Here is a 22,073-nt window from a genome sequence, read left to right as displayed (position 1 = left end):
GTTACCACCTCATCGTGACAGCGTCAGTCACGTCGATATTGTCGAAGTTTCGGTTTAACACGAGGATAATGCCGATACCGATGGCAACCTCGGCCGCAGCCAGTGCGAGGCCAAACAGCGCAAACACCTGCCCGGTCAGATTCCCGTGTTCAAGCGAGAAGGCAACGAGATTGATGTTCGCTGCATTGAGCATCAACTCCACAGCCATCAGGAAATGAAGGGCTGATTGGCGAACGAGAATGCCGAACAGGCCAGCACAGAAAACGCTGGCTGAAAGGACGAGATACAACTCAAGCGGGACCGTCACCGCTCGTCACCTCCATCCCGTTTCGCCAGCATGAGTGCCCCGTCAAGCGCCGCATCAAGCAAGACAGCGATAAGAATGAGAGCGACGATGAAATTCTCTGTCGATTCGATACCGTGTTCTGTTGCCCCGATGAGCGTGTACCCGATTGCAGCGACGATACTTGTGTCCGGGAACGCGTTCGGGTCGGTATAAGCCCATTCGAAAACTGCCGTTCCGTCTGCAGTCAGAAACACGGTAGACATGATTCCAAACAGTACAACTGCAATAAGTCCCGGAACGAGACTGCGATTTATCTCAATGAGCCGTGGCCCCGTCGTCATGGTGTTACCTCCCCAGTCTCGGTTGTGTCGTCTCGGGTCAGCATGACGCCGAACGTGAGCAGGATAAGCACACCACCGATGTAGACCAGAACTTGCATCACAGCGATGAATTCAGCCTGTAACAGGACGTAGTGTATCGCCACGCTCGACAGCGCGACGCCAAGTAACAGCGCCGCGTGCCAGACGTCACGGACCAGAACGACACCCAGGCTGCTGGCAACTGTCACCAGCGCGAAAAGCCCGAATGCTAATTGGTCGAGTACCATTGTTACTTTGTTGGTGTACACGCCCTGCTTTTCAAGATTCCCCTTTTATGCGAATATCTTGTCACTGAGTTGTAACTATTGGTGTAATTCCGACGGTTCTTGGGGTGTTTCTGTCCACTCGGGTCCACTGTTCTCTGCTTTGCCAACCATCTTGCTTAAGAGCCAGGCAGTAAAGAGATACTGTATGTACGATTTCGTTGTCGTGGGCGCTGGGCCCGCCGGGTCCCGGTTCGCACGGGGTGTGGCTGGTGCTGGGTACGATGTGGTCGCTTTCGAGCAGGGGACTGTTGGAGAGCCACTTGCCTGTTCGGGCCACGTCAGCACTGATATCTGGGATTTCGTCCCTGACTCGGCACACGACCGCCTATTCCAGAACGAAATCTACGGCGCACGGTTTCACACTGGAGGCCCTGAAAGCCAACCCCATTGCTTTTTCAAGGATGATGTGGTCTCGAATGTCATCGACAGAGTCGAACTCGACCGGACACTCGCCGACGCTGCACGCGAGGCAGGCGCAACTGTCCGTGAGGGGCACACGGTCGTTGACCTCTCTGAGTACCGCGACCATGTGGAAGTGACTGTCCGTGGCTCGGATGAGACAAAGACAGTTCGTGCGCGGATGGTTGCGGGCTGTGACGGCCCGAAATCCCGTGTCCGTCACGCCGTTGGCTTGCCCGAGCCAGACGAACTGTTACACGGTGTTCTCGGGTTCGACGAGGAGCCGGATGGAGAGGAGTTTGTTGATGTCCATCTCACTGTTCCCCGGTTTTTTGCTTGGCGTATCCCTCGTGGCGAGGCCGGTGTAGAGTACGGTCTTGCGATGCCACCCGGAAACGACGTGAGTGCGCGCTTTGAGCGGTTCACTCAGGAGTATGGTGTCGAAACTGACCGCCGTTGCTCGGGACTCATTCCAATTGGACCACCAGAAAGCGTCACGACCGGCCGCGTTTTTCTCATCGGCGATGCAGCAGGTCACAACAAGCCCTTCACAGGCGGCGGAATTCTCTACGGGATGACGGCAGCTGACTGTGCTGTCTCTCATGTCGACCCGAAGAACCCCGCAACTCTTGGGGAGTACGAGACGGCGTGGCGAGATGAACTGGCGGGCGATATTAGGCTGGGCCACCTCCTCCGTCAGGCGTACTCAGCCCCTGAACGCATTCAGGAGGCAGGGATGGAACTGTTTGAAGGAGAGATTGGTGTCCATATGGACCGCCCGACGACGCTGTTCTCGACGGAACAGCTTCGAACAATGCTTCCTCGCTGACGTGGTCTCTTCGGCGAGTGAATCAGCGCTGTTTTTTAGGCTGCGGGGTCGTACGCGAAGGCATGAACGCTCAGGACTCCGGCTCGGGCTGGTTTGAATCGCTTGACTCCGGAGATGTAGGCGCAGCTGTTGGTGTTATTCGTGACGGGTCTGGCACAGAACCTCGGGAATGGGCACAGGAAGCAATCGATAACGGTGCTGTCCCGGACGAATCAACGTACTACAACTGGCTGCATGAGGCGACGCTCGCAGCCGCGCGCGAGGAAACCACGGAACGTGAACTAGCCGACGACCAACAACTCATCCACGCAATCCGGTCGCTTGACGATTGCGAACGCGTAACGAATGAGCTCACTGAGCGACTGGCCGAGTGGGCCGGAACACACGACGCTGACGCGACCGTCGACACCGACTTCATCAGGGAGCTCGCGGCAATGGAGACAGATAATGCGGTCAAAGAACAGATGTCACGATTTGCTTCTCGTGTTGTTGCACTCGATGAGGAGACACAGGAACTCCGTGAGTTCGTTGAACGTCGAACCCCAGATGTAGCCCCAAACCTCGCTACGCTAGCGGGACCAGAGCTTGCAGCACGACTTATCTCACTGGCAGGCGGTATCGAAGACTTGGCGAAAAAACCAAGCGGGACCGTACAGGTACTTGGGGCCGAGGAATCACTGTTCGCACATCTTGGAGGGTCTGCTCCGTCGCCGAAACACGGTGTCATCTATCTTCATGAAGCAGTCCGGGATACGCCCCCGGCAAACCGCGGTTCGGCTGCCCGCGCACTCGCCGGCAAGCTCTCGATTGCGGCCCGTATTGACCACTATTCTGGGGAGTATCGACCATCGCTTGAAGCAGAGCTAGACGACCGAATCGAGCGCATTCGCGCTCGTGATGCTGAATGACTCTGCCCGAGGGTGTCGAACGTCAGGAGTTTGACGGTGATACTGGACTTGCTACCCGCGGCGAACCGGTCTACGGCGAACCGGTAAGAGATGGATGGCGACGCTGGGACCCCTCCCGGTCGAAGCTCGGTTCGATGCTTGATTTGGGGATGGATACAGGGCTGTCTGGCGGCGAGACAGTGCTGTATCTCGGCGCAGCCGCTGGGACGACAGTGAGTCATGTTGCCGACTTTGCGGGACCAACGTACGCCGTCGAGTTTGCGCCCCGACCGATGCGCGACCTTGTTTTGGCTGCTGAGGACCGCGAAAATCTCTTTCCGCTTCTCAAAGACGCACGGGACCCTGACTCGTACTCCCACATCGTCGAACCGGTTGATATCCTGCTTCAAGACGTTGCGACCCGCGGGCAAGCCGCTGTCGCTGTCGCAAATCGTCGGTTCCTTGCAGACGACGGGCTCTTACTGATGGCTATCAAAGCCCGGAGCGAAGACGTAACTGGAGACCCAGAGGCCGTTTTCGAGAATGTACTCGACGAGCTCCGGGAGAGCTACGAAATCTTGGAGACAACCCGGCTCGAACCGTATCACGACGACCACCTCGGCGTCATCGCTCGCCCTGCCTAACAGATATCTTCAAGACGCTCGGGTGTTGACAGAGAGTATGGACGAGACAGCGGGTATCTATGCTCTACAGTCGTCGTTCCTCGACCGGTTCGTTCAGGTTGGGATGGCACAGGGGCGTGTCATCTCAGTTGATTTTCCGTCGACACCGCCTGATGAGACAAACCAGAACCATGAACTACTGGACCGCATCGAGGAGTACCTTCAGGGTGAGACCGACGACTTCGACGACGTGGAGGTAGCGATGACGATGCCGACAGACCACCGCAAAGTGTTGGACGCAGTCACCAAAATTCCGTACGGTGAAAACGCTACGGTCAAGCAAGTTAGACATATGGCTGTGGGACTTGAGGGCGACGATGAGGAGCAAACCCGGACCATTCGTGAGGGTCTCGCAGCAAACCAAGTCCCTATTTTCATTCCGACCCACCGTGTCAGAGACGGTCCTGGCGGTATGCCGCCGGATATCGAGAGCAAGCTTCGAGCAGTCGAAGGATTGTAACTGTTCGAGTAGTGCTAAAACAGGTCTCTTCTTTTGACAACGCTAGTCAGCAGCTTCGCCTCGACGAGTCGGGACGCGGCTGCCAATTTGAGTGTATAGCCAGCAGAGACTGAGGCCAAGACCGTACGCTATTGACGCCGGGATAGCGACGATAAACATAGTCCAGAGGCCGTTTGGTGAGAGGAACCCGGCCGCGGCAAACATGGCGATTACTGCGACCCGCCAGTTTCCACGCATCTTGCTGTACGGAACAATATCTCCGTAGTTGAACAACACCATCGTTACCGGAATCATCGCTAGACCCCCGACCCCGACAGTCAAGTAGATAACGAGCCAGCCAAAGGAGCTGATACGGTATGCGATAATCATGCTATTATTGACAACATCTGTTGCCAGCAATGAGAGGGTTGTCGGCGCGATATAGAAGAATCCGACTGCTGTTCCAGCAGCTAGTCCAACAAACAGTGAGACTCCCCAAACAAGGATGACATTCCGGTCGCCCGTTGTAACGCCTCGCTTTTCGATGGCTGGCCACGCGAAATACAGGAGTATCGGCACGATAGACACGCCTGCGAGCAACGTCGAGAACTTAATCATGAAGATAAGCGCCTCGACGGGATGCAACACGACAATCTGTGGGTCCTGTACGAGCTGTTCAGGCATATTCCGGAAGAACGTCTCCCGAACCTGACCGATGCCACCGAGATACAGCCACATGAACGACCCTGCGAGCACGGTCATGAATGTCGCTACAATCCAGATTGCTTTCGAGGTCAACGAATCGAGGATGAATCGGATATCGTAATAGTAGCCACCGATATCGTCCTCGTCGGTCTCGTCGTCGGTGAACGGGTCGACCATGCCCGCCGCAGTTGAGGTCAAGATATTGTCGTCCTCGTCTTCGCTTTCCTCGTCGTCGGCTTGCTCTTCTTTTTTGGCTTGCTCTTCAAGAACATCGTTTGCGTCGTCGACTCTGTCCAGAATGGCGCGTGCCTTTTTCGGATTATCGTTCTCGACAGCCGCTTCAGCGTACTCGATTGCGGTCTCTTCGCCAAGCTCGACAAACGCTTCAACCGAAGCTGCACGGATTGCTGGTTCGCTCATTGCGCCGAGATCAATCTCTGCTGCCTCACCTGCTTGTGTCTCTGTGGCTCCCTCGGCAGTCGGGCTCGCTGTCTGTCCTTGTGTTGTTGTCTTTACCTGCTGTTCGAGTGCCTGTACCCTAGAATAAAAGAGCACAATCCCAGTAATTGGTACTGCTGTGAGCACGCCAAGGCCAACAGCAGTAATCACAGGCTCGAGTCCAAACACCGCGAGATCGTCCGGAAAGAGGGCAACACGATACTGAGACCCAACTGCATCGAGCAGGTCATTTGTCGATTCCACGCCGCCTTCTAGGAGGTAGGCGTAGACGCTGGCCACACTCAAGAACCCAGCTCCGACCAGCACGTTCCAGCGAGATTTAGCTACACTGACTGTCGATACCTGTTCGCCCGCACGTTTCGAGAGAACAGCGAGCTTGGCAATCCCGAGGCTAAAGAAATACAAAAAGACCAGTGGAACGCCCCACATAACCTGTGTGAACGGGTCTGGCGGAGAGAACATCGCACCGAAAATAAAAATGCCAACCACGGCATAGCGCCACTTCTCACGGTACGTTTCGTAGGGAACGATGCCTGCCCGAGCGGTTGCACTCATAAACAGTGGTAGTTGGGCAGCGAGGCCAAAGGAGAATGCGAGGAAAAAGATAAACTCGGTCCATAAGACGATAGACCAGGTCGGCTTGAACCCTGCCTGAATTGCGTTCTCAGCGAGGAAATCGAACATAATGGGGAAAAACAGGAAATACGCATAGCTGACTCCGACAAGCGTCAGGAAAACAATTGCAACACCGAACGCAACCAGCTTCCAGCGTGGAATCTTCGAGGCTGGCCAGTAGCCACGTCGGCGCAGGGAGTCGCGGCTGTAGTAGACCAGCGCGGGAATCGACAAAACAATGCCAGTAATAACGCCGATTTTGACCTGTAACAGGATAACGTCGAACGGCGTTGTGACGATGATTTCGGTTGCCGCCTCGGTTCCAACATCCATCCGGTCGTAGACGAGGTCCTGTTTGAGCCTATCCCAGATAAACGCGCGAAGTCCCCAGAGCGTTAGCATCATCACCGTGACAAAAATCAGGAATACTTTCTTGAGGTGAGTCTGCGCGGTCGAAAGCATTGAGCCGACAGCTGCCCGGCCGTTAGCAAGCGACCTCGCTGTATCTTCATCTATCGCTCCGGACATCTATTCCGGTTTTACCCGTTGTGGGTTATCAATCTATTCATACCGAAACCACTGGGGGAGTTCTTCCGAGAGAGAAGGCTTACAAGAGCCGACAAAGTACCCACGTAGCGATGGCTGAAGGTGACGGTTCTGGTGCCGAGCACGCTGATAGCTCTGCCGACGTCACTGAGTCCGGAATCAGTTCCAACGGTAGTAATACACCAGCGGCCGCTGCAGCGGCAACTGCAGTTAATGACCCAGAAGGGGCAACCCCGGCCCAAAACGGCGGGTACGAGGGTGCACCCGACGACGAAGAAATGCCGCTCACGGTACACATCGAGGAGATGATAAAACGCCTCGCCGCTGTTATTGTCATCATGGCGGGTGTGAGTATCCTCGTCTTCCCTGTCGCCCCTAGCCTTATTAACTGGCTCTGGTATTCGTATTTACCGGGAAGCCCAGAAGCCTGCGCGAAGGGGGCTGCTGAAGCAGCTGCCTGTCCACGGGTGTATCACCCCCTTGGCCTACTCTTTGCACGTATCAAAGTCGCATCGCTAGTCGGGTTCGTTGTTGCACTTCCAGTGTTTGTCTACCAGACATACCTATTCATGCGGCCGGGACTGTACCCCAACGAGCGTCGATACTACCTTGCGGCAGTGCCGACAAGTTTGTTGCTTGCCTTTGTTGGCCTCGCGTTCTCGTACTTCCTCGTGTTACCGGTTATATTCACGTATTTCCTCTTTTATTCGGAAGATGTTGCCTCGATTGCGTTCGGTCTTACTGAGACGTTTGACCTGATACTGCTGATGATGGGGATGTTTGCCGCAATCTTCCAGATTCCGCTGTTCATGATGCTGGCAATCATGATGGGTGTGACGACACGGCGATGGCTCGAAGAAAAGCGGCTGTACTTCTGGCTTGCGTTCGCCGGGTTTGCGTTCTTTTTCAGCCCAGACCCAACAGGGATGGCCCCATTTATCGTCGGTCTCACGATGGTCGCACTCTATGAGTTGACGCTGCTATTGCTCCGTTGGACCGGGCGATAGCGAGTTATTGGGATTCTTCTGTGGATAGCGAATAGATATTATATATATCAAACTGTGCACCTCCAGCCCAACTCTCGGTTACATCCACGTTCCAGCCGTGACCCTCAACAATATCAGTAACAATTGCGAGGCCGTATCCTGTCCCGCCGTCAGCATGTGTTACTCCTTGCTTGAAGATTTCGTCCCGGCGTTCTTCTGGGATACCAGGCCCATCATCGGCAATATAAAAGCCGTTTTCCAGTAACCCAATACGGACTGTCACGCCTTGCTCGCTGTGCTCGATAGCATTGCGAAACAGGTTCTCGAACAGTTGCTGTATACGTTCACTGTCTGCCGAAAACTGTGCATCTTCGTCGATTTTGAGCGTCGCTGCTGTCGTGTCGACGGTACCCCATGCATTGTGCCCGATGTCAGCGAGCGAAATCTGCTTTCTATCAAGTTCAGTTTTGCCTCGTGCCCGCGAGAGAATGTTTTCAATGAGGTCTTCCATCCGGAACAGCGAGTCCTCAATTTTGTCCAGATGGTCTCCTGTCTCACCGGTCATCCGGGCAAGTTCGACGTGTGAGGAAGCCACGTTGAGTGGATTACGGAGGTCATGGGAGACGATACTTGCAAAATCATTGAGTCGCTCGTTCCGTCTGGCCAGTTGGCGTTCCCGCTTTGCCCGGCCTAGTGCCGACTCGACAGTGCTGGCAAGTATCTTGAATAATCTGATATCGGTTTCGTCGAATGCATCACGCTCATCTGCGTACGCGCCAAGCACACCGTACTCACCGATTCGTACGAGCAGTTCTGAACTCATCTTTCCCGGCGGATGTGCGGTCGTTGCCGTCGATGGAACAAAACCCATGTTACGTGGCTCGCCGGTGTCGTACACTTCCCAGATGAACTTATTGTTCCGGTTTAGAGGCTCTATGTTGTCGACACGGTCGTCCATTTCGTCTGACCACGATAGAGGGTCGAGTGTCTCTGTCGATTCATCATACTGCCAGACAGTGACCAGCGTGAAATTGAGGATGTCTTCGGTGGCTTCGACCGTTTTGACGGCAATCTCTCGGTCCGACTCCGTCACAACGAGTTCTCGTGTCACGCTGTGTAACTGTTCGAGTTTCTCTTGAAGCTCGACTTGGTCGGTGATTTCCCGGAGGAAGACGGATAGCCCCTCGCTTGAAGGATACGCATTCACCTCGAACCACCGATCAAGTGGCCGATAGTACTCCTCGAAACTGGTCGGCTCCTGAGCCTCTATGGCCATATTAAACTCTTCATAAAATGTTGTGCTGACCGCGGCCGGGAACGCATCCCAGAACCGGACGCCGGTCACGTCTTTTGCGTTTACATCAAGCAAGAATTCAGCTTGGCTGTTGAGAAAGACGAATCGCTCTTGAGTATCAAGTGCAAAAAATGCGTCCGTAATCCGGTCTAGTGTCTCTTCGAACCGCGCGCCGGTGCCCTCGATTTTCCCGCCAGCATTTTGAAACTCTGTCACGTCTTGTAGATACAGTTCGAGGCCGCCTCGCTTGTGGCCGATAATATGGATTGCGAACCATTTCCGTGACTCCTCGTGAAACACCTGCTTTCTGCGGTCGTCTGACTCGCCCATAACCGCTCGGCATGCCTCCTCAAACTCGGTGTCGTGCCATTCAGACAGAGCTGTCCAAAGCGACATGCCGAGTGCATCGGCGGTGTCAACGCCAGTCCAGTCTGATAGCTGTGGGTCCCAGTCGATAACTTTCCACGCCGAGTCAACTGCGAGATACAAAAACGGACCCGGAGAAGACATGTGTTCGTCAGTACTGGCAGAAAGTTCAGTGAGGAGAGCATTTGCCTGCGCTGCTGGCCCGGCCTCCGGGTCAAGATGATGTATCTCGACTTTCGACGGCACGGCAGCCACGTCGCCCCCTGTTTCGAAAACGGGCAGCTCTTCGTTTGTATCCATTACTTCGAACACTACTCGTTGGAAGTCACCCCCCGATAGTGAACGCCCCGCAACGACACAGTCGATTCGGTTGTCCTCTAAGACTGTAGCAACTCTGTCGACCTGTGTCGACACTACTCTCACAGGCCTCTCAAGACGTTTGTCGAGCCCTGAAACTAGGTCTAACCCGTTTAATTCAGCACCGACGTACGCGATAACCAGCGCCGTCGACATATCAGGCTCATGTCGGTACTCCCGCGTAATAATTCTATTGTTGACACACTTTTAGAATTCTTTGAAAACTCTGTGCGTGCAAAGAACAGGCTCATCGATGCCAAGACAATGTCATTGCACCACCACTTCTATCAACAACTAGACTGGGGCAAAGAACTGCAAAGGAGATTAGCTACCCCAGAAGTTATCACGACTGCCCAGCCGTGGATCGTCTTCCTGACGCGTTTCATTTTCCGTATCTTCTTTCTCCTCTGTCGAGGTATCCGCTTGCTCAGTCGGTTCGGGTTCTTCTTCTTCCTCCAGCGGGAGTTGTTTAATCTCTTCAGCACGTGCGTGGTTCGACCGAACCTGTGTCACCTTGACCTGCGCACGGGCCGGCGGAAGAACCCCGTCGACCATGATGATGAATCCGTCGTCAGTCCGTCCGACACCGGCACCACTCTCGTGGATATCTTCGACCGTAATGACGACTTCCTGCCCGGGCTGGACGGGTTGTGATTTGAGGTCATCGATTGGCTGGTTGTAGTGGTTGCACCACTCCGCCCCGCCACGGTCACCATAATGTTGACAGCCCATCCCTTCAATTCGTTCGTTAAAACTGGGACAGTCGTCAGCAATTGGGCAGTCTGCCATAGGAACCAATACTTTGGGGGCGGATTAAACGCTTACGCACCTAGATAACTGTCACGTCTGTGTCTTTGGATGAAATGTCTCGCTGACACTGGTTACAAGCAACTGTCAACGTTGCATAATTTTAATAGAAGGTAGGTTGATATAATAATATGGTCTCCTCTCGTCGTTCAGTCCTCCAAGCGACTCTCGTCGGAAGCGTAGGTTTGGCTGGTTGTCTCCAATATATCCCATGCCTTGATGATGTTGCCTGTTTCAATTTCAGACACCACGCAGCCGACGACGTGCCAGACCAGTTAGAGATCACACACCGGTGGTGATAATCTCCCTGCCGACGAGGTGTTTATTTCAAACGTCGCTCTTGATTACGAAGCAGGCGAAACGGGGACGGTCTTGTGGAGTGAGCAAAATGATGAATCCGACCCAACAGCTGGGATCAGTGGGGAAACAATACAAGTGGACATCGCATTTCCTGATGTCGTCGAAGTGTGGTGGCGACGGGAAGACCAGGTAACTGTTATCGGTAAAACAACACGGTTCCGCTGAGAATCACTTCTTAAAGATGAAGCTATGGAGTAAAAACACGAAGTCGCTCCGATATTGATTCTGTGACTCTGGTATCAAAGACTAGCGGTAGTTAGCTGTTCTATATTGAATCAAAACTGAGAGACGCTAGCCGAACGTCTTGGACTGTTAGCCTGAGCTTACTCAGATATCAACGAGGCTGACCCCCACCAACAGAATTAAGTAAGAATGTAAAGTAGACTTTACTGTAAACAGAGCTTTACACATGAGCGAAGCAAAGACGTCAGAGACAGACTTATCAGAAGCACGGACGCAGCTACAGCGACGCAAACGATACAAGCGACTGTTCTACGGCATTCTCACCGTAGGAATTGTCGGCTACTTAGCGCTAGTGACAGTCTGGAACCGCGTGGGTGGTGATGCGATTGCAATCAGTGCAGTCGGCGTCTACTGGGGAGCAATCGTGCTCGCGCTTGGCCTCTTGCAGCTTGGTCCAGACGAAATCGAAGACGAACGCGCAGAAGAAATCAATGCAAAAGCGTCTGGACGGACTCTCGGTGTTGCCGGGTTTCTCCTGATACTGGGTGGGCCGGGGCTGGCTACGCTCGGACAGACTGGTGTGTATACGCCACCGGCTTGGCTCACTGGCATGCTGTGGGGGTACGCGTCGCTTTTTGCTATCTTTGCCGTCGCCCACTGGTATACAAAGCGACAGTACTGACCATGCAAAACAGCTTACCGGACCTCCGGGGCCGGCACGCCCTCTCACAGGGGGACCTCGCGGCGGCAGTCGGGGTTTCTCGACAGACGATAAACGCCATCGAGCGCGAACGCTATGACCCCTCGCTCGAACTGGCGTTCAAGCTTGCACAGTTTTTCGACTGCGCTATCGAAGATATCTTCGACCCTAGCCTCACAGACACATGACCGACAAACCACAGACCCAGACCCGTATCGACCGACGGACACTCCTTCGCACGGGCACGGCTACCGGCGTATTGGCCCTTGGGGGCTGTCTTGGCGGCGACGACGGAGAGTCGCCGACTGCCACCGCGACGCCGACCGAGACGGCAACGAAAGCGAAAACCGAGACCTCGACGGATACACCAACTGAGACACCGACAGAGGTAACCGACAAAATTCCGCTGTCTGGCGAATCAGTTCCCGAGTTACGACCGCTCGACAAAGCGACCGTCGAGTACATGACAGACCGTGACTACGGTGCGGGTTCGCTTGCACTCTATCGCGATGAAGCGATGGAACTGGTGCGGGGCTATGGCTGGGGCGACCGCGAGCGAACCGAGCCGGTTGACCCCAGAGCGATGTTCCGCATCGGGAGTCTCTCTAAGCTGTTTACTGCCGACGCTGTCCTTCGACTCGTGGAGTCTGGCGATCTCGCACTTGATGACGAATTTTACCCGCTGTTGTCTGTCGACCCGCCGGAGGGTGAGCCAGCAGACGAGCGCATCCGCCAGATCACTATCGAGCAGCTCCTGAATCATGCTGGCGGCTGGAACCGGTTCGAAAACGCGAATCCACTGTTCAATCCGTTGGTTGTCGTAGAAGCGCTTGGCCTTGACGACGTACCCGAGCGCGACGACTTTGTCCGGTATGTCCTCGACCAGCCGCTGCAGTTCGACCCCGGCACCGACAACGTCTACTCGAACATCGGGTACGTCATGCTGTCGCTGGTCATTGAGGGCATTACGGGCGATACCTTCGCGTCGGTGGTCTCGGAGAATCTTTTTGAGCCCGCGAACGCGACAGATATCCATCTCGGTGAGACCCGGCCGGAAGACCGACGACCAGATGAGATCTGGTACGACGACTCAGAGCAGTGTGAGGACATCTATACCCAGAACGGAACGGCTGCATGTGCCGACTACGGGATGGTCCTCAGCGCGTTCAGCGGTGCCGGCGGCTTCGTCGCGCGCGCGCCCGACCTCGCCCGCGCACTGGATGAACTCCAGTGGATCTGGGTTAACGGCCAGCGCTACGACTCTTTTGAATCGGTGTTCGAACAGACTGACCAGTCGACGCTTGCGTGGTTCGGCTCGGTCTATGACTCCTTTGGTTACGCCGGTCGTCGCCCCGAGGGATGGGTCGTTACGCTGTTCAACGACCGTCGCTTGCGCGGAAATTCTCAGCAGATATACACACAACTCGACGAGGCATTCAGCAGCATCGAGAACTGAACGCTATTGCCCCGATGAATGACACGTACCGGTGGTTATTCTCGCTTGCTGGTGTTGCCACGAAACTGAGACAATATTATCCTAAAGTACTGACTCCGAGTCAGACTCAATGCCGAGATAGAACTTGGAGTCAACTGATAGGCCGTGCTGAGTAACGATAACAGTGAGTCTGCTCTTAAATCTCAGCACGTCGACAGCAACTCAAGTTGCGGAATTGGAAAAAACGTTCGAGCGTCTATGAGTGAACGTTGAGTAACACTAGCCGAACATCTTTCGCATCATCGGGTGCATCTCCATCAGTTGCTCTTCGGCCATCTGCTCGTAGAGCTTGTACGTGATAGAGACTGTCAGCAGTAGGCCAGTTCCGGAGACTCCACCGATTGTCCCCAGCATATTCGCGCCCACTGCAAGCACACCGACGAGTGCACCACCAATGACGGTCACTTGTGGGATATACTGTCCAAGCACACGCTCGATGCTCTTGACGTTCTGCCTGAAGCCAGGAATCTGCATGCCCGAGTTGTGAATCTGTTGGGCAGTCGCCTCCGGCCCCATGTCAGTGGTCTTCACCCAGAAGATGGCGAAGACTGCGCCACCGACAACCATGACGGTCAGGTCAACGCCGACCCGAATCATGATGTCGATAGCCGACTGGCCGCGACCGGCTCCGATGAACCACATCCAGTCATCTGGTGACTGGACTGGTGCAACGTAGTAGAAGAACCCGCTTATCGGGTTCCCTTCAGCGCTGTAGTTGCCAAGTAAACCGGGCATCCCAGCCCACTGGCTGTGCAGGATACGGCCGACGAACTGGAGATTCATCTGCAGTGCGCGAACCAGAATCATCGGCAAAACGCTCGCGTAGATAAGCTTCACCGGGAATCGTCCGCGCGCACCCTTGACACGGGCGTTCGAGAGTGGAATCTCGACACGGACGCTCTCGGCGTAGACGACGATGACGAAAATCGACACCGTCGTGAAGATGGCGAGCAACTCACCCTGTCCAAATATCAGGTCTCGTATTCCTTGCGTGGTCAACAGGCCGCCTGACAGCTCTTGCTGTCCGGTGGCAAGCCGAATCCATTTTGGAATAACTCCGTAGGAGTCGACGTTTGCTGGCGTGATAAATGGGAACTCAAGGAGGCCGCCAATCAGTCGCTGGCTCACACCGGCGATAATGAACAGGCCAACACCGCTCCCGATTCCCCATTTGCTCACGACCTCGTCCATATAAAGGATGAGGACGCCACCGATGAACACCTGTGCGAAGATAATCCACTGCAATCCAGCGTCAGAGAGTCCAAGACTGGTCGCAAGACCCGAGTCGACAGGGAGGAAGCCACCAGAGAACACCATCGGCATGCCGGTCAATGCGATCATCACCAACACGAGGAACTTCTGGAGCCCCTGATACAGCACCTGGTCACGCGGGTTGTTCTGCGTATCGAGACCGAGCAGGTCGGCACCGCCGAGCAACTGGAGCACGATGCTCGCAGTGACAATTGGGCCAATTCCAACTTGCAGGAGCGAGCCTGACGACCCTGCAAGAATCGAGCGGAACTGCCCGAAGATGTCCGTTCCTTCTCCCTGCGCGACGCCAAAGAGCATCACGTTCGTCAGGAAGAAGTACAGTACTAGAATACCCGCTGTCCAGCCAAGCTTTCGCTTGAACGGAATGTGCCCTTCGGGCCGTCGTACCGAGGGCATGCGGGTGAGTACGGGTTCGGCGGTGTCCTTCCAGCTCATACTAATTCTCTGTCTCGTTTGCTTCGTTTTCGGAAGCCCTCTCCGTCAGTTTTACGAATCCATCTGCTCCGTTGATTTTTTCGCGTGCACCCTCGGAGAAGGCGTCAGCGGTAATCTCAAGTTGGTTGCGTACCTGTCCGTTTCCAAGCACTTTCACGACATCAGCGTCGTGACCGTCATCAACCACGTCGCGCGCGTCAAGGATGTAGCGATTGTTCGCTTCCTCGGCGTTATCGTCGGCAACGTGCAGGAGGATATCTTCGTCGAGCGTTTGTACGTCGACGGTGATAACCTCGTCTTGCACTTTCTCTGGTCGGCTAAAGCCGGACTTGCCAAGCGGCTCGTGGTTGTGCATCTCGTGTTTGTCACGGCCGGCGTCACCGCGACCGCCGCGATGACCGGCACCACGGCGGTTCTTGTGTGAACCGCCGCCGTGGGTCCGTGACCCGCGCTGTCGTTTCTTTTTGTTCGACATTATCGCATCGCCTCCAGTAGTGAATCGAGGTCGTCTGTTTCGTGGACACCAAGTTGACCACCGGTAGAAACCGGCTGCTTGATACCATCATGGCCACTCCGGGGCGGGTGCAGGCGGAGGGTCGGTGACAGACCAGAATCCTGTAGCGTCGTCTCCTCGTCCACCAGCGCGCCAGCGATATCGTCTACAGAGCTGTAGGCTGTGTTCTCGCTGACCCATTCATCATCGATGTCTGCGTCACCCTCTGCGGGCTCAGCTCGCTCCTCAAGCAGGAGTGCGACGATTTCTTCACTCGGTTGTCCGTGTGCAACGTAGTCGTTTACCTTCGTGATCATCCCTTCATAGGTCGGCTCCTCGGGAACGAAGGTTGCGTGATTGACACGGCCGATGTTGAGCATCTCCATCGTGTCAACGATGTCCTGATTGATATTTACTTCGCCACGAAGCTGAACAATTGCTTTCATTCGACTACCTCCTGTTGTTCCATGGCGTGCTCGGGAACCCGTGTTTCGGCGGTCTTTCGCAGGGCATTGAACGTCGCCTTAGCGAAGTTGACCGTCGTTCGGGTGTTACCGTCACTCCGGGTCCAAGCATCCTGAACGCCGGCGAGTTCGAGCACATGTCGGGGTGTTTCTGCGGCTGCGAGTCCGAGGCCACGCGGCGCGGGACGGAGTTCGACCGTCACGCTTCCCGCTTTACCCTCAGTGTTCCGAACCAGCGAGTTTGTCCCGCCGGGTCGGTCCTCCCAGGAGCCACTGCCAAGCGGAATCTTTACCAGATTCAGCTTGCCGATGTTGATGGCTTTCTGGATTGCGCCGCCGACTTGGTCATCACGACCCTCGGCGTAGCCGATGAGGCCGTTGCGGTTGCCGACAACGACGACACAGCGGAACTTCACGCGTCGTCCGGAGTCGGTCATTCGCTGGACCATGTTGATGTCGAGAACCTCGTCTTCAAGGTCCGGTACCAACTGGTCGACAAGCTCCGGTTCTTTCAATGGGAGTCCCGAGTTCAGGGCCTCCTCCATCGAGTCTATCTCGCCGTCTGCGACTTTCCGTCCGAGTCGCGTCTGTGGTTCCCATCCGTCTTCGGCACTCATAGTTCAACCTCTCCTTCCAGCAACGTCTCGCGCATCTCGTCGAAATGCGCTGGCAGGTCTGTTGCGTCGAACTCCCCGCTGTAGAGGCCGTCCTGCTGGTCGGCATAGTCGGCGATATGCTCGCCACGCGTGCGTGACCAGTCGGCCAGCACGTCGTCGCTGTGGGGGATTTCGAGTCCGGCGTCAAGTGCGCCTTCCTGTACTGCAAAGATCTTGCTCCCCGGTGTCGGGGAGTTCAGTCCGATGTCGAGTACGGCCTCGTCGAGCCCTGCTTCATGCGCACGCAGGCCTGCGAGAAGTCCGGTCAGGTATGCCGCCGGTATGTTGCCGGTCGGGGCTTCCCAGCCGTACTCCTCGAGGTCTCCCGAGTGTGCACTTGCAATTGTCTCGTCGCCCTGTGGGCCGGTAACGACCAGCTGCGCCCTGACGTGGCTGTTGCTCTTGCGAGCAACGAGACGAGGTTTGCCTGATTTCAGCAGGCGCAACCGCTGATGGTAATCGGTTCGGGCCTCGCGGCGACGCCGCATCGGCACCGTGTAGCGTGGTCCTGTTGCCATTATGCTTCACCGTAAGTTTCGTCGATGTATCGTTCGAGGTCTGCGACACTGTCGAACTCGCCACCGCCGGCCTTGTCGTACAAGTCGCGGTACTGCGTTCGGTCGAGTTCGCCGTCGTCGCGTAGGTCGCGCAGATGTGTTCGGAGCGCGCGAATGCTTGACTGCCACTCTTCTTTCGGGTCTTGCCGACCACCGGCCTTCCCTTTCCGGGAGCCGGGGCCTTTCTGGTGGCCGTAAGACTGCTTTTTCTGTCGTTCGCGTGCACGGCCGCGGGAGTTCCCCTGTGGGGGGTCCGCTCTGATAACGCCTTCGTCGACCAGTTCGCGGATGTCTTCACGGGTAATCGCCTCCGCGATATCACCCTGTCGGTCAGGGTCAAACCAGAGCTTGTTCTTGCCCACGTCGAGCACGTCCGATGCGAGCCGTTTCTGTGCTTTCAGGTCCGTCATTCTACTTCAACCTCTTCGTAGGTGGGATTGAGAACGCGAATCTCGCGGTCTTCGGCGACTTCCTCAATCTGCTCGCGCTTGCGACCGCCAACTTTAGAGGCAATGCGGACTGCCTGCGTGTCAGGGTTGACACCTTCGAGATCGTCGGTGTTGTGAACCCGAACTTCTTCAAAGCCAGAGGGGTGCAGGCCACGAACTGCGGTCGGCGAGCGAAAGCCCGCCTGTACAGTGTCGCCTTTCCCCTTGATACCCTTCCGCTGTCGGGAGAGCTGGCCGCGTGGGCGTCGCCACGAAGTGGGGACGCGCTTTTTCTTGTGGTAATCCTGCCGATTGAACTGCGGTTTGCTGATTCGGGAGCGCTCGGTGAGCAGTCGTTCGGTCTCGTCATCGAGCGTCGGTGTCTTGTCGGCGAGGCCGCGAGGACGGAGCTCCGTTTCGACGTCCTCTGCTTCCTCGGTTTCCTCGTCAGCTTCAATATCAGCCTCGACGTCCTCACTTACTTCGAGGTCGCCGATATCGGCCTTGACACGGGCAGCCAGTGCCATGCCGATACCGTCGACATTAGCGAGTTCGTCCTGACTTGCACCTTTGACCTTGGCAACCGAATCGTAGCCAGCGTCTTGAAGCGAGTCTGCCTTGGCATCACCGACGCCGCTGATGTCGGTAAGTTCCTGAATTTCTGGCTCCTCGTCTTCATCATCGCTGTCGTCGGTTTCTGCCGTGTCGCTCTCGTCACTGCTGAGTTCGTCGACATCGGCTTCGACGTTGTCACTGACTTCGACCTCGTCGGTCTCAGCCTTGATGCGGGCGGCCAGCGCGGTGCTGACTCCCTCAACGTCCTGAATCTGGTCTTGCGTCGCGGCGCTGACGTGTTCGACGGTTTCGAAGCCGGCATCGCGAATCGTTGATGCCGTCTCCTCGTCGACACCGCCAAGTCCGGTCAGTTCCGTCGCGACGGCTTCAGTTTCGTCTGCCGCTTCGTCTTCGATTTCTTCGGCGTCTTCCGGTTGGTCACTCATTATGCGTCACCTCGGCTCGGTTTCGCGGTGATGTAGACGCCGTCTTGGAAGACGCGAACGTCTTTGTCTGTCACACGCGTGAGCTGTTCAATATCGGCAGCTGTCTGGCCGACCGATTCAATGTCGGGACCGCTGAGCGTAATCTCTTCGCCGTCAACCTCAACGTCGGTATTCCCGTGGATTGGGGCCCGACGCGGGGCTCGTTCACCGAGGAAATTCTCGATGACAACGGCTCCGTCCTCGACGTTCACCTGCATTGGGAAGTGAGAGTAGAAGACTTCCATCTCGTACTCCCATCCCTCAGTGACGCCGTAGAACATGTTCTCGATGTGGCTCTGGAAGGTCCCCACTGTGGACATTGTCTGTGCGTCGTCGTTTTCGGTCGCGATGACAACCTCGTCACCATCGACCGAAACAGACACATCTGGATACCACAGTCGGCGCGTTACGCTGCCGTTCTGTCCTTCGACGGTGAGCTCAAGATGGTCCATCTCAGCGCTCACCTCCTCTGGTATGTCGAGTCGTTCTTCTGGCATTGTTAGTAGACGTAAGCGATGACCTGTCCGCCAATCCCGGCCTCACGTGCCTCGTAGTGGCTCATGATGCCATGCGAGGTGGTGACGATGAGCGTCCCGTAGTCACGGGCTGGGAGAAATCGTTTCTCCCATTTTTCGTACTCTTCGGCACCGACAGAGTATCGGGGTTTGACGGGGCCACACTCGTTGATGGCTCCTTTTAGTTCGACCTCAAACGTTCCAGCCTTACCGTCGTCGATATGCTGGAAACCGTCGATGTATCCGCGGTCATAGAAGACCTCGAGTACACTACCAATCTCGTTCGAGGCGGGTTGTACCTCCTGTTTCAGATGCCCGACGCCCTCTCCGTTATCGATAGCCGAAAGCGCGTTGGCGAGTGGATCGTTTCCTGTCATGAGTATTTCTTAAAGCCCATGCTTCGGGATACCTCACGGAAGCACTGGCGACAAAGGTAGATGTCGTACTTGCTAACCAGGCCCTGTTTGCGGCCACAGCGCTGGCACTCCCGTAGCTGGTCCGTCCGCTTTGCGGCTTGCTCGCCTGTGGTGGGCTCTTCTCCTTCACTTTCGCTCATGCTGTCACCTCCACGTCGAACGTGGATTCGATGTACGCAACTGCATCGTCGATTGTGAGTCGGTGGTCCGAGGGAATCGAACGAGACGCCTTGTCTCGCTTTGCGACGCGGTAGCCCGGACGAACCAGGTTCACTGTCACGTCGAGCCCGTAGATACCGATAGTCGGGTCATATTCCTGGCTTGGGAAGTCCGTATGGTCCTCGATACCGAAGCTGAAGTTGCCGGTGTCGTCGAACTGGTTACGTTCGAGGTCGACAAGCGTCAGTCCAGTTGCAAGGAACGACTTTGCTTCCTCGTCGCGCAGCGTTACTTTTGTCCCGATTGGCTCTCCCTCACGGATGCCAAACTCTGGCTCGGTCTCCTTGGCGGTCGTTCTGACAGGCTGTTGTTCGGCCAGCTCGCCAATGATATCTTCCGCTTCACCGAGTTCGCGGCCACCTTGACCGACGCCCATGTGGACGACGACCTTCTCGATACGTGGCTCGCGCATCTCGTGGAACTCCGTCGTGCTCATTCATCTCCCTCCGTTGAATCGCCGCCGATGAAGTTCTCGTCGATGGTGACGATGTACTCTTCGACGGTTTCGAACGTTCCGTCTTCGTCATAGGCCGACAGAACAACGTCGTTCGAGGAACTACTCTTTGAGACGCGAATCTCTTCGATTGTTCCGATCTGGCCGGCGTGTTTGCCGGCGACAGCCGTCGCGAGTGCACCTTCTTCGTACTCAAAGTGCGCAACGATTTCGTCATCCTCGTTGTCGACAACGAGCGAGTCATCGACGCTGTAGCCGCTCCCGTCTTCGACAAGGAGCGTATGGCCGTCGTGCAGGGTTAGCTGGAGGTCTCCGCCGGGAACGTGCTGTTTCCCGTCGATTTTTCCGAGCTTGCTGCCGGCTGCGTCCTCGTCGATAGGTGTCAGCGTAAGCCGACCACCCTCATCGGGGAACACCCGGTAGTACTCCTCGCGTTCGGTGAACGCAAGGATATCGAACATGCCGACGGGGCGTTCCTCGTCGCTGATAGGCGTTCCGTTGATGTGGACACTGTCCTGGTTCAACGCGTAGCGGGCTTCCTTCCGGTTGTCGACGTAGCCGAGCACGTCCCGCAGGAGAATCAGGAGCGGCACTCCCGACTCGCCGTGTGGGCCGGCACCCGCCTTGACGGTGAACATCTCCTCTTTCCGTTCGACTGGCCAGCTCTTGGGAACTGACAGTCGTTTCTGATGGTGCGTCATTCGTTATCTTCCTCCAGACGCTCGATGCGTACTGAGTCCGAGCGGTCAAGGCTTGTCACGCGAAGGTTGCTGGCGTCGAGTGGCTTGGGGACCTCTTCCCCGTCGACCGTCTCGACGGTCACATCTTCAACGTGAACGGATGCCTCTCTGAGGTCAACATTGACGACTTCGCCTTCTTCATCGGCAAAGTCGCCACGCATAATCTCGACCGTATCGCCCGTGTTAACGCGGATCGAACGCTGACCGAACTCGTCGCGCAGGTCCTGTGACAGCGTTGCCTTGACCTGCTCGTGTCGCTCGTGCAGCGGAGCGTCTCGTTCGCGTTTTCGCTGTTTGTGTGGTTGGCGAGTCATACTATCATCGTAGCTGTTGAGGCAATTGCTCCGAACCGCTCTGCGACCTCACGCGCAATCGGACCCTTCAGCTCGGTGCCACGTGGGTCCTCGTTCTCGTCGACGATGACGGCTGCGTTGTCCTCGAAGGACAGACGTGTGCCGTCGGGGCGTCGAATCGGCTTGCGCTGGCGGACAATAACGGCTTCGAGGACCTGACGCCGCATTTCGGGCGTCCCTTTGGTCACCGACACCGTTATTTTGTCGCCAAGACCAGCTTTCGGCTGGCGGTTCAGGCGACCAGAGTAGTTGTGCACGCTGATGACTTTCAGCTCACGGGCTCCCGTGTTGTCGGCACACGTGATGAGAGAGCCTTTCTTGAGGCCCTGTGTCACGTCAGCTTTCATTGCTTCCATCAGGCGTCACCTCCGTCTTCCTGTACCACTTCGACGACGACATGTGATTTCGTCTTCGAGAGCGGTCGTGTCTCCGCAATTTTGACGCTGTCGCCTTCTGACAGCGGTTCGAGCACCTCTGGCACGTGGGCCGGGATGCGCGAACGTCGTTTCATTTTTCGGTCGTATTTTGGTACGTTTACGTCGTACTCTCGCTGAACGACGACCGTCCTGTCCATCTCCGTCGAGACGACATTGCCTTCGAGAATCTGTCCGCGAACCGATAGCTCGCCGTGGAACGGACAGGTCTCATAGTCGTACTCGTCGGGGTTCTCGGGTTCTGGTGGCTGCGTTACGTCTAATCCTATTCCCATTTCGAATCACCCTTCTGTTCTGTGCGCCGGGCTGGTCGAGCGATGAGTGTCTCGCCCGCAGTCTCGACTGCTTCCCCGGAGGGAAGCGTCCATTCGAAGGTGGCGCAATCCTTCGGCACGTGTGACACCCGGTCGTCGTGTTCGATACTGAGCGTTCGCGTCGTTTCGGAAACGACGGTCCCTTCTGCCCCGATAATATCGGGGTTGGAGGCAGCAACGACTCGGACATCGAGACCGACGAGTTCGTGTCGCGTCAGATTCTCAGGTGTCACTGGCATGT

At 56.1% G+C, this 22,073-nt stretch carries 30 protein-coding genes and 2 pseudogenes; 9 read left to right on the top strand and 23 right to left on the bottom strand.

Annotation, left to right across the window (positions count from 1 at the left end):
* Position 1: 1 nt before the first annotated feature.
* From nuoK to N5098_RS12530, 3 genes are read right to left on the bottom strand one after another with little or no spacing between them, the layout of a single operon-like run.
* Entirely contained in the window at positions 2 to 307 is a 306-nt protein-coding gene (nuoK, locus tag N5098_RS12540) for an NADH-quinone oxidoreductase subunit NuoK (protein ID WP_267638220.1), read from the bottom strand.
* On the bottom strand, positions 304 to 627 hold the full coding sequence (locus N5098_RS12535; protein WP_267638219.1) for a hypothetical protein: 324 nt from the start codon (positions 625 to 627) through the stop codon (positions 304 to 306). Before N5098_RS12535 ends, nuoK begins: the two co-directional genes overlap by 4 nt.
* The gene (locus N5098_RS12530) at positions 624 to 893 is read right to left on the bottom strand and encodes an NADH-quinone oxidoreductase subunit J (RefSeq protein WP_267638218.1); all 270 of its coding nucleotides are present in this window, start codon (positions 891 to 893) and stop codon (positions 624 to 626) included. The genes N5098_RS12535 and N5098_RS12530 overlap by 4 nt, the downstream gene beginning before the upstream one ends.
* Before the next feature lie 184 nt (positions 894 to 1,077).
* Between N5098_RS12530 and N5098_RS12525 the strand changes: the two genes are divergently transcribed.
* From N5098_RS12525 to N5098_RS12510, 4 genes are all read left to right on the top strand, one after another.
* Entirely contained in the window at positions 1,078 to 2,160 is a 1,083-nt protein-coding gene (locus N5098_RS12525; RefSeq protein WP_267638217.1) for a geranylgeranyl reductase family protein, read from the top strand.
* A 62-nt stretch (positions 2,161 to 2,222) separates the two neighbouring features.
* Positions 2,223 to 3,068 (top strand): NOP5/NOP56 family protein, encoded by an 846-nt coding sequence (locus N5098_RS12520; RefSeq protein ID WP_267638216.1) that lies wholly within the window; start codon positions 2,223 to 2,225, stop codon positions 3,066 to 3,068.
* Entirely contained in the window at positions 3,065 to 3,691 is a 627-nt protein-coding gene (locus tag N5098_RS12515; protein ID WP_267638215.1) for a fibrillarin-like rRNA/tRNA 2'-O-methyltransferase, read from the top strand. Before N5098_RS12520 ends, N5098_RS12515 begins: the two co-directional genes overlap by 4 nt.
* A gap of 37 nt (positions 3,692 to 3,728) precedes the next feature.
* Complete coding sequence (locus N5098_RS12510) at positions 3,729 to 4,190, top strand: MGMT family protein (RefSeq protein WP_267638214.1); 462 nt, start codon at positions 3,729 to 3,731, stop codon at positions 4,188 to 4,190.
* A 42-nt stretch (positions 4,191 to 4,232) separates the two neighbouring features.
* On the opposite strand, the gene N5098_RS12505 is transcribed toward N5098_RS12510, so the two are convergent.
* Positions 4,233 to 6,476 carry a twin-arginine translocase subunit TatC gene (locus tag N5098_RS12505; protein ID WP_267638213.1) on the bottom strand — a complete coding sequence of 748 codons (2,244 nt, stop codon included), beginning with the start codon at positions 6,474 to 6,476 and terminating at the stop codon, positions 4,233 to 4,235.
* Between the two features lie 110 nt (positions 6,477 to 6,586).
* Between N5098_RS12505 and tatC the strand changes: the two genes are divergently transcribed.
* The gene (gene tatC, locus N5098_RS12500) at positions 6,587 to 7,501 is read left to right on the top strand and encodes a twin-arginine translocase subunit TatC (RefSeq protein ID WP_382231051.1); all 915 of its coding nucleotides are present in this window, start codon (positions 6,587 to 6,589) and stop codon (positions 7,499 to 7,501) included.
* 4 nt (positions 7,502 to 7,505) lie between these two features.
* On the opposite strand, the gene N5098_RS12495 is transcribed toward tatC, so the two are convergent.
* Together N5098_RS12495 and N5098_RS12490 are read right to left on the bottom strand one after the other, a co-directional pair.
* A complete protein-coding gene (locus N5098_RS12495) occupies positions 7,506 to 9,653 on the bottom strand; it encodes an ATP-binding protein (protein WP_267638212.1) in 2,148 nt (715 codons plus the stop codon).
* Positions 9,654 to 9,821: 168 nt separating this feature from the next.
* Complete coding sequence (locus N5098_RS12490) at positions 9,822 to 10,286, bottom strand: TRAM domain-containing protein (RefSeq protein ID WP_267638211.1); 465 nt, start codon at positions 10,284 to 10,286, stop codon at positions 9,822 to 9,824.
* Positions 10,287 to 10,622: 336 nt separating this feature from the next.
* Between N5098_RS12490 and N5098_RS12485 the strand changes: the two genes are divergently transcribed.
* From N5098_RS12485 to N5098_RS12470, 4 genes are all read left to right on the top strand, one after another.
* Complete coding sequence (locus N5098_RS12485) at positions 10,623 to 10,829, top strand: hypothetical protein (RefSeq protein ID WP_267638210.1); 207 nt, start codon at positions 10,623 to 10,625, stop codon at positions 10,827 to 10,829.
* Positions 10,830 to 11,073: 244 nt separating this feature from the next.
* Positions 11,074 to 11,529: a DUF2178 domain-containing protein gene (locus tag N5098_RS12480; RefSeq protein WP_267638209.1), complete on the top strand. Its 456-nt coding sequence runs from the start codon at positions 11,074 to 11,076 to the stop codon at positions 11,527 to 11,529.
* Positions 11,530 to 11,531: 2 nt separating this feature from the next.
* A complete protein-coding gene (locus tag N5098_RS12475) occupies positions 11,532 to 11,735 on the top strand; it encodes a helix-turn-helix transcriptional regulator (RefSeq protein ID WP_267638208.1) in 204 nt (67 codons plus the stop codon).
* Positions 11,732 to 13,003: a serine hydrolase domain-containing protein gene (locus tag N5098_RS12470; protein WP_267638207.1), complete on the top strand. Its 1,272-nt coding sequence runs from the start codon at positions 11,732 to 11,734 to the stop codon at positions 13,001 to 13,003. The genes N5098_RS12475 and N5098_RS12470 overlap by 4 nt, the downstream gene beginning before the upstream one ends.
* A 258-nt stretch (positions 13,004 to 13,261) precedes the next feature.
* Here N5098_RS12470 and secY read toward each other — a convergent pair whose 3' ends face one another.
* The 17 genes and pseudogenes from secY to N5098_RS12390 all read right to left on the bottom strand — a co-directional run bounded on the left by secY (position 13,262) and on the right by N5098_RS12390 (position 22,071).
* Positions 13,262 to 14,749, bottom strand: coding sequence for a preprotein translocase subunit SecY (gene secY, locus N5098_RS12465; protein WP_267638206.1), 1,488 nt, complete (start codon positions 14,747 to 14,749; stop codon positions 13,262 to 13,264).
* A gap of 1 nt (position 14,750) precedes the next feature.
* Complete coding sequence (locus N5098_RS12460) at positions 14,751 to 15,224, bottom strand: uL15m family ribosomal protein (RefSeq protein WP_267638205.1); 474 nt, start codon at positions 15,222 to 15,224, stop codon at positions 14,751 to 14,753.
* The gene (gene rpmD, locus N5098_RS12455; RefSeq protein WP_267638204.1) at positions 15,224 to 15,688 is read right to left on the bottom strand and encodes a 50S ribosomal protein L30; all 465 of its coding nucleotides are present in this window, start codon (positions 15,686 to 15,688) and stop codon (positions 15,224 to 15,226) included. The genes N5098_RS12460 and rpmD overlap by 1 nt, the downstream gene beginning before the upstream one ends.
* Positions 15,685 to 16,323 (bottom strand): 30S ribosomal protein S5, encoded by a 639-nt coding sequence (locus N5098_RS12450; RefSeq protein WP_267638203.1) that lies wholly within the window; start codon positions 16,321 to 16,323, stop codon positions 15,685 to 15,687. Before N5098_RS12450 ends, rpmD begins: the two co-directional genes overlap by 4 nt.
* Positions 16,320 to 16,880 (bottom strand): 50S ribosomal protein L18, encoded by a 561-nt coding sequence (locus tag N5098_RS12445; protein ID WP_267638202.1) that lies wholly within the window; start codon positions 16,878 to 16,880, stop codon positions 16,320 to 16,322. The genes N5098_RS12450 and N5098_RS12445 overlap by 4 nt, the downstream gene beginning before the upstream one ends.
* The gene (locus tag N5098_RS12440) at positions 16,880 to 17,329 is read right to left on the bottom strand and encodes a 50S ribosomal protein L19e (protein ID WP_267638201.1); all 450 of its coding nucleotides are present in this window, start codon (positions 17,327 to 17,329) and stop codon (positions 16,880 to 16,882) included. Before N5098_RS12440 ends, N5098_RS12445 begins: the two co-directional genes overlap by 1 nt.
* On the bottom strand, positions 17,326 to 18,006 hold the full coding sequence (locus tag N5098_RS12435; RefSeq protein ID WP_368408020.1) for a 50S ribosomal protein L32e: 681 nt from the start codon (positions 18,004 to 18,006) through the stop codon (positions 17,326 to 17,328). The genes N5098_RS12440 and N5098_RS12435 overlap by 4 nt, the downstream gene beginning before the upstream one ends.
* 126 nt (positions 18,007 to 18,132) lie before the next feature.
* Positions 18,133 to 18,348: pseudogene (locus N5098_RS17625) on the bottom strand (helix-hairpin-helix domain-containing protein); the annotation flags it as partial.
* A complete protein-coding gene (locus N5098_RS12430) occupies positions 18,348 to 18,884 on the bottom strand; it encodes a 50S ribosomal protein L6 (RefSeq protein WP_267638199.1) in 537 nt (178 codons plus the stop codon). The pseudogene N5098_RS17625 and the gene N5098_RS12430, both read right to left, overlap by 1 nt.
* A gap of 2 nt (positions 18,885 to 18,886) precedes the next feature.
* The gene (locus N5098_RS12425; RefSeq protein ID WP_267638198.1) at positions 18,887 to 19,279 is read right to left on the bottom strand and encodes a 30S ribosomal protein S8; all 393 of its coding nucleotides are present in this window, start codon (positions 19,277 to 19,279) and stop codon (positions 18,887 to 18,889) included.
* On the bottom strand, positions 19,276 to 19,458 hold the full coding sequence (locus tag N5098_RS12420) for a 30S ribosomal protein S14 (RefSeq protein WP_267638197.1): 183 nt from the start codon (positions 19,456 to 19,458) through the stop codon (positions 19,276 to 19,278). Before N5098_RS12420 ends, N5098_RS12425 begins: the two co-directional genes overlap by 4 nt.
* The gene (locus N5098_RS12415; RefSeq protein ID WP_267638196.1) at positions 19,455 to 19,973 is read right to left on the bottom strand and encodes a 50S ribosomal protein L5; all 519 of its coding nucleotides are present in this window, start codon (positions 19,971 to 19,973) and stop codon (positions 19,455 to 19,457) included. The genes N5098_RS12420 and N5098_RS12415 overlap by 4 nt, the downstream gene beginning before the upstream one ends.
* Positions 19,970 to 20,692 carry a 30S ribosomal protein S4e gene (locus N5098_RS12410; RefSeq protein ID WP_267638195.1) on the bottom strand — a complete coding sequence of 241 codons (723 nt, stop codon included), beginning with the start codon at positions 20,690 to 20,692 and terminating at the stop codon, positions 19,970 to 19,972. Before N5098_RS12410 ends, N5098_RS12415 begins: the two co-directional genes overlap by 4 nt.
* A complete protein-coding gene (gene rplX / locus N5098_RS12405; RefSeq protein WP_267638194.1) occupies positions 20,689 to 21,045 on the bottom strand; it encodes a 50S ribosomal protein L24 in 357 nt (118 codons plus the stop codon). Before rplX ends, N5098_RS12410 begins: the two co-directional genes overlap by 4 nt.
* Positions 21,042 to 21,440, bottom strand: coding sequence for a 50S ribosomal protein L14 (locus N5098_RS12400; protein WP_267638193.1), 399 nt, complete (start codon positions 21,438 to 21,440; stop codon positions 21,042 to 21,044). Before N5098_RS12400 ends, rplX begins: the two co-directional genes overlap by 4 nt.
* A 17-nt stretch (positions 21,441 to 21,457) precedes the next feature.
* Positions 21,458 to 21,793: pseudogene (locus tag N5098_RS12395) on the bottom strand (30S ribosomal protein S17); the annotation flags it as partial.
* A complete protein-coding gene (locus tag N5098_RS12390; protein WP_267638191.1) occupies positions 21,784 to 22,071 on the bottom strand; it encodes a ribonuclease P protein component 1 in 288 nt (95 codons plus the stop codon). The pseudogene N5098_RS12395 and the gene N5098_RS12390, both read right to left, overlap by 10 nt.
* Positions 22,072 to 22,073 lie beyond the last annotated feature (2 nt).

Source organism: Halovenus rubra (assembly GCF_026586665.1).
GTDB classification, from domain to species: domain Archaea; phylum Halobacteriota; class Halobacteria; order Halobacteriales; family Haloarculaceae; genus Halovenus; species Halovenus rubra.
This window is presented reverse-complemented; position numbering and strand designations above follow the sequence as displayed.

Excerpts from the sequence above, each read along its gene's own strand:
- N5098_RS12535 (WP_267638219.1), bottom strand. The coding sequence starts at position 627 with ATGACGACGGGGCCACGGCTCATTGAGATAAATCGCAGTCTCGTTCCG.
- N5098_RS12530 (WP_267638218.1), bottom strand. The coding sequence starts at position 893 with ATGGTACTCGACCAATTAGCATTCGGGCTTTTCGCGCTGGTGACAGTT.
- N5098_RS12525 (WP_267638217.1), top strand. The coding sequence starts at position 1,078 with ATGTACGATTTCGTTGTCGTGGGCGCTGGGCCCGCCGGGTCCCGGTTC.
- N5098_RS12520 (WP_267638216.1), top strand. The coding sequence starts at position 2,223 with ATGAACGCTCAGGACTCCGGCTCGGGCTGGTTTGAATCGCTTGACTCC.
- N5098_RS12515 (WP_267638215.1), top strand. The coding sequence starts at position 3,065 with ATGACTCTGCCCGAGGGTGTCGAACGTCAGGAGTTTGACGGTGATACT.
- N5098_RS12510 (WP_267638214.1), top strand. The coding sequence starts at position 3,729 with ATGGACGAGACAGCGGGTATCTATGCTCTACAGTCGTCGTTCCTCGAC.
- N5098_RS12505 (WP_267638213.1), bottom strand. The coding sequence starts at position 6,476 with ATGTCCGGAGCGATAGATGAAGATACAGCGAGGTCGCTTGCTAACGGC.
- tatC (WP_382231051.1), top strand. The coding sequence starts at position 6,587 with ATGGCTGAAGGTGACGGTTCTGGTGCCGAGCACGCTGATAGCTCTGCC.
- N5098_RS12495 (WP_267638212.1), bottom strand. The coding sequence starts at position 9,653 with ATGTCGACGGCGCTGGTTATCGCGTACGTCGGTGCTGAATTAAACGGG.
- N5098_RS12490 (WP_267638211.1), bottom strand. The coding sequence starts at position 10,286 with ATGGCAGACTGCCCAATTGCTGACGACTGTCCCAGTTTTAACGAACGA.
- N5098_RS12480 (WP_267638209.1), top strand. The coding sequence starts at position 11,074 with ATGAGCGAAGCAAAGACGTCAGAGACAGACTTATCAGAAGCACGGACG.
- N5098_RS12475 (WP_267638208.1), top strand. The coding sequence starts at position 11,532 with ATGCAAAACAGCTTACCGGACCTCCGGGGCCGGCACGCCCTCTCACAG.
- N5098_RS12470 (WP_267638207.1), top strand. The coding sequence starts at position 11,732 with ATGACCGACAAACCACAGACCCAGACCCGTATCGACCGACGGACACTC.
- secY (WP_267638206.1), bottom strand. The coding sequence starts at position 14,749 with ATGAGCTGGAAGGACACCGCCGAACCCGTACTCACCCGCATGCCCTCG.
- N5098_RS12460 (WP_267638205.1), bottom strand. The coding sequence starts at position 15,224 with ATGTCGAACAAAAAGAAACGACAGCGCGGGTCACGGACCCACGGCGGC.
- rpmD (WP_267638204.1), bottom strand. The coding sequence starts at position 15,688 with ATGAAAGCAATTGTTCAGCTTCGTGGCGAAGTAAATATCAATCAGGAC.
- N5098_RS12450 (WP_267638203.1), bottom strand. The coding sequence starts at position 16,323 with ATGAGTGCCGAAGACGGATGGGAACCACAGACGCGACTCGGACGGAAA.
- N5098_RS12445 (WP_267638202.1), bottom strand. The coding sequence starts at position 16,880 with ATGGCAACAGGACCACGCTACACGGTGCCGATGCGGCGTCGCCGCGAG.
- N5098_RS12440 (WP_267638201.1), bottom strand. The coding sequence starts at position 17,329 with ATGACGGACCTGAAAGCACAGAAACGGCTCGCATCGGACGTGCTCGAC.
- N5098_RS12430 (WP_267638199.1), bottom strand. The coding sequence starts at position 18,884 with ATGCCAGAAGAACGACTCGACATACCAGAGGAGGTGAGCGCTGAGATG.
- N5098_RS12425 (WP_267638198.1), bottom strand. The coding sequence starts at position 19,279 with ATGACAGGAAACGATCCACTCGCCAACGCGCTTTCGGCTATCGATAAC.
- N5098_RS12420 (WP_267638197.1), bottom strand. The coding sequence starts at position 19,458 with ATGAGCGAAAGTGAAGGAGAAGAGCCCACCACAGGCGAGCAAGCCGCA.
- N5098_RS12415 (WP_267638196.1), bottom strand. The coding sequence starts at position 19,973 with ATGAGCACGACGGAGTTCCACGAGATGCGCGAGCCACGTATCGAGAAG.
- N5098_RS12410 (WP_267638195.1), bottom strand. The coding sequence starts at position 20,692 with ATGACGCACCATCAGAAACGACTGTCAGTTCCCAAGAGCTGGCCAGTC.
- rplX (WP_267638194.1), bottom strand. The coding sequence starts at position 21,045 with ATGACTCGCCAACCACACAAACAGCGAAAACGCGAACGAGACGCTCCG.
- N5098_RS12400 (WP_267638193.1), bottom strand. The coding sequence starts at position 21,440 with ATGGAAGCAATGAAAGCTGACGTGACACAGGGCCTCAAGAAAGGCTCT.
- N5098_RS12390 (WP_267638191.1), bottom strand. The coding sequence starts at position 22,071 with ATGCCAGTGACACCTGAGAATCTGACGCGACACGAACTCGTCGGTCTC.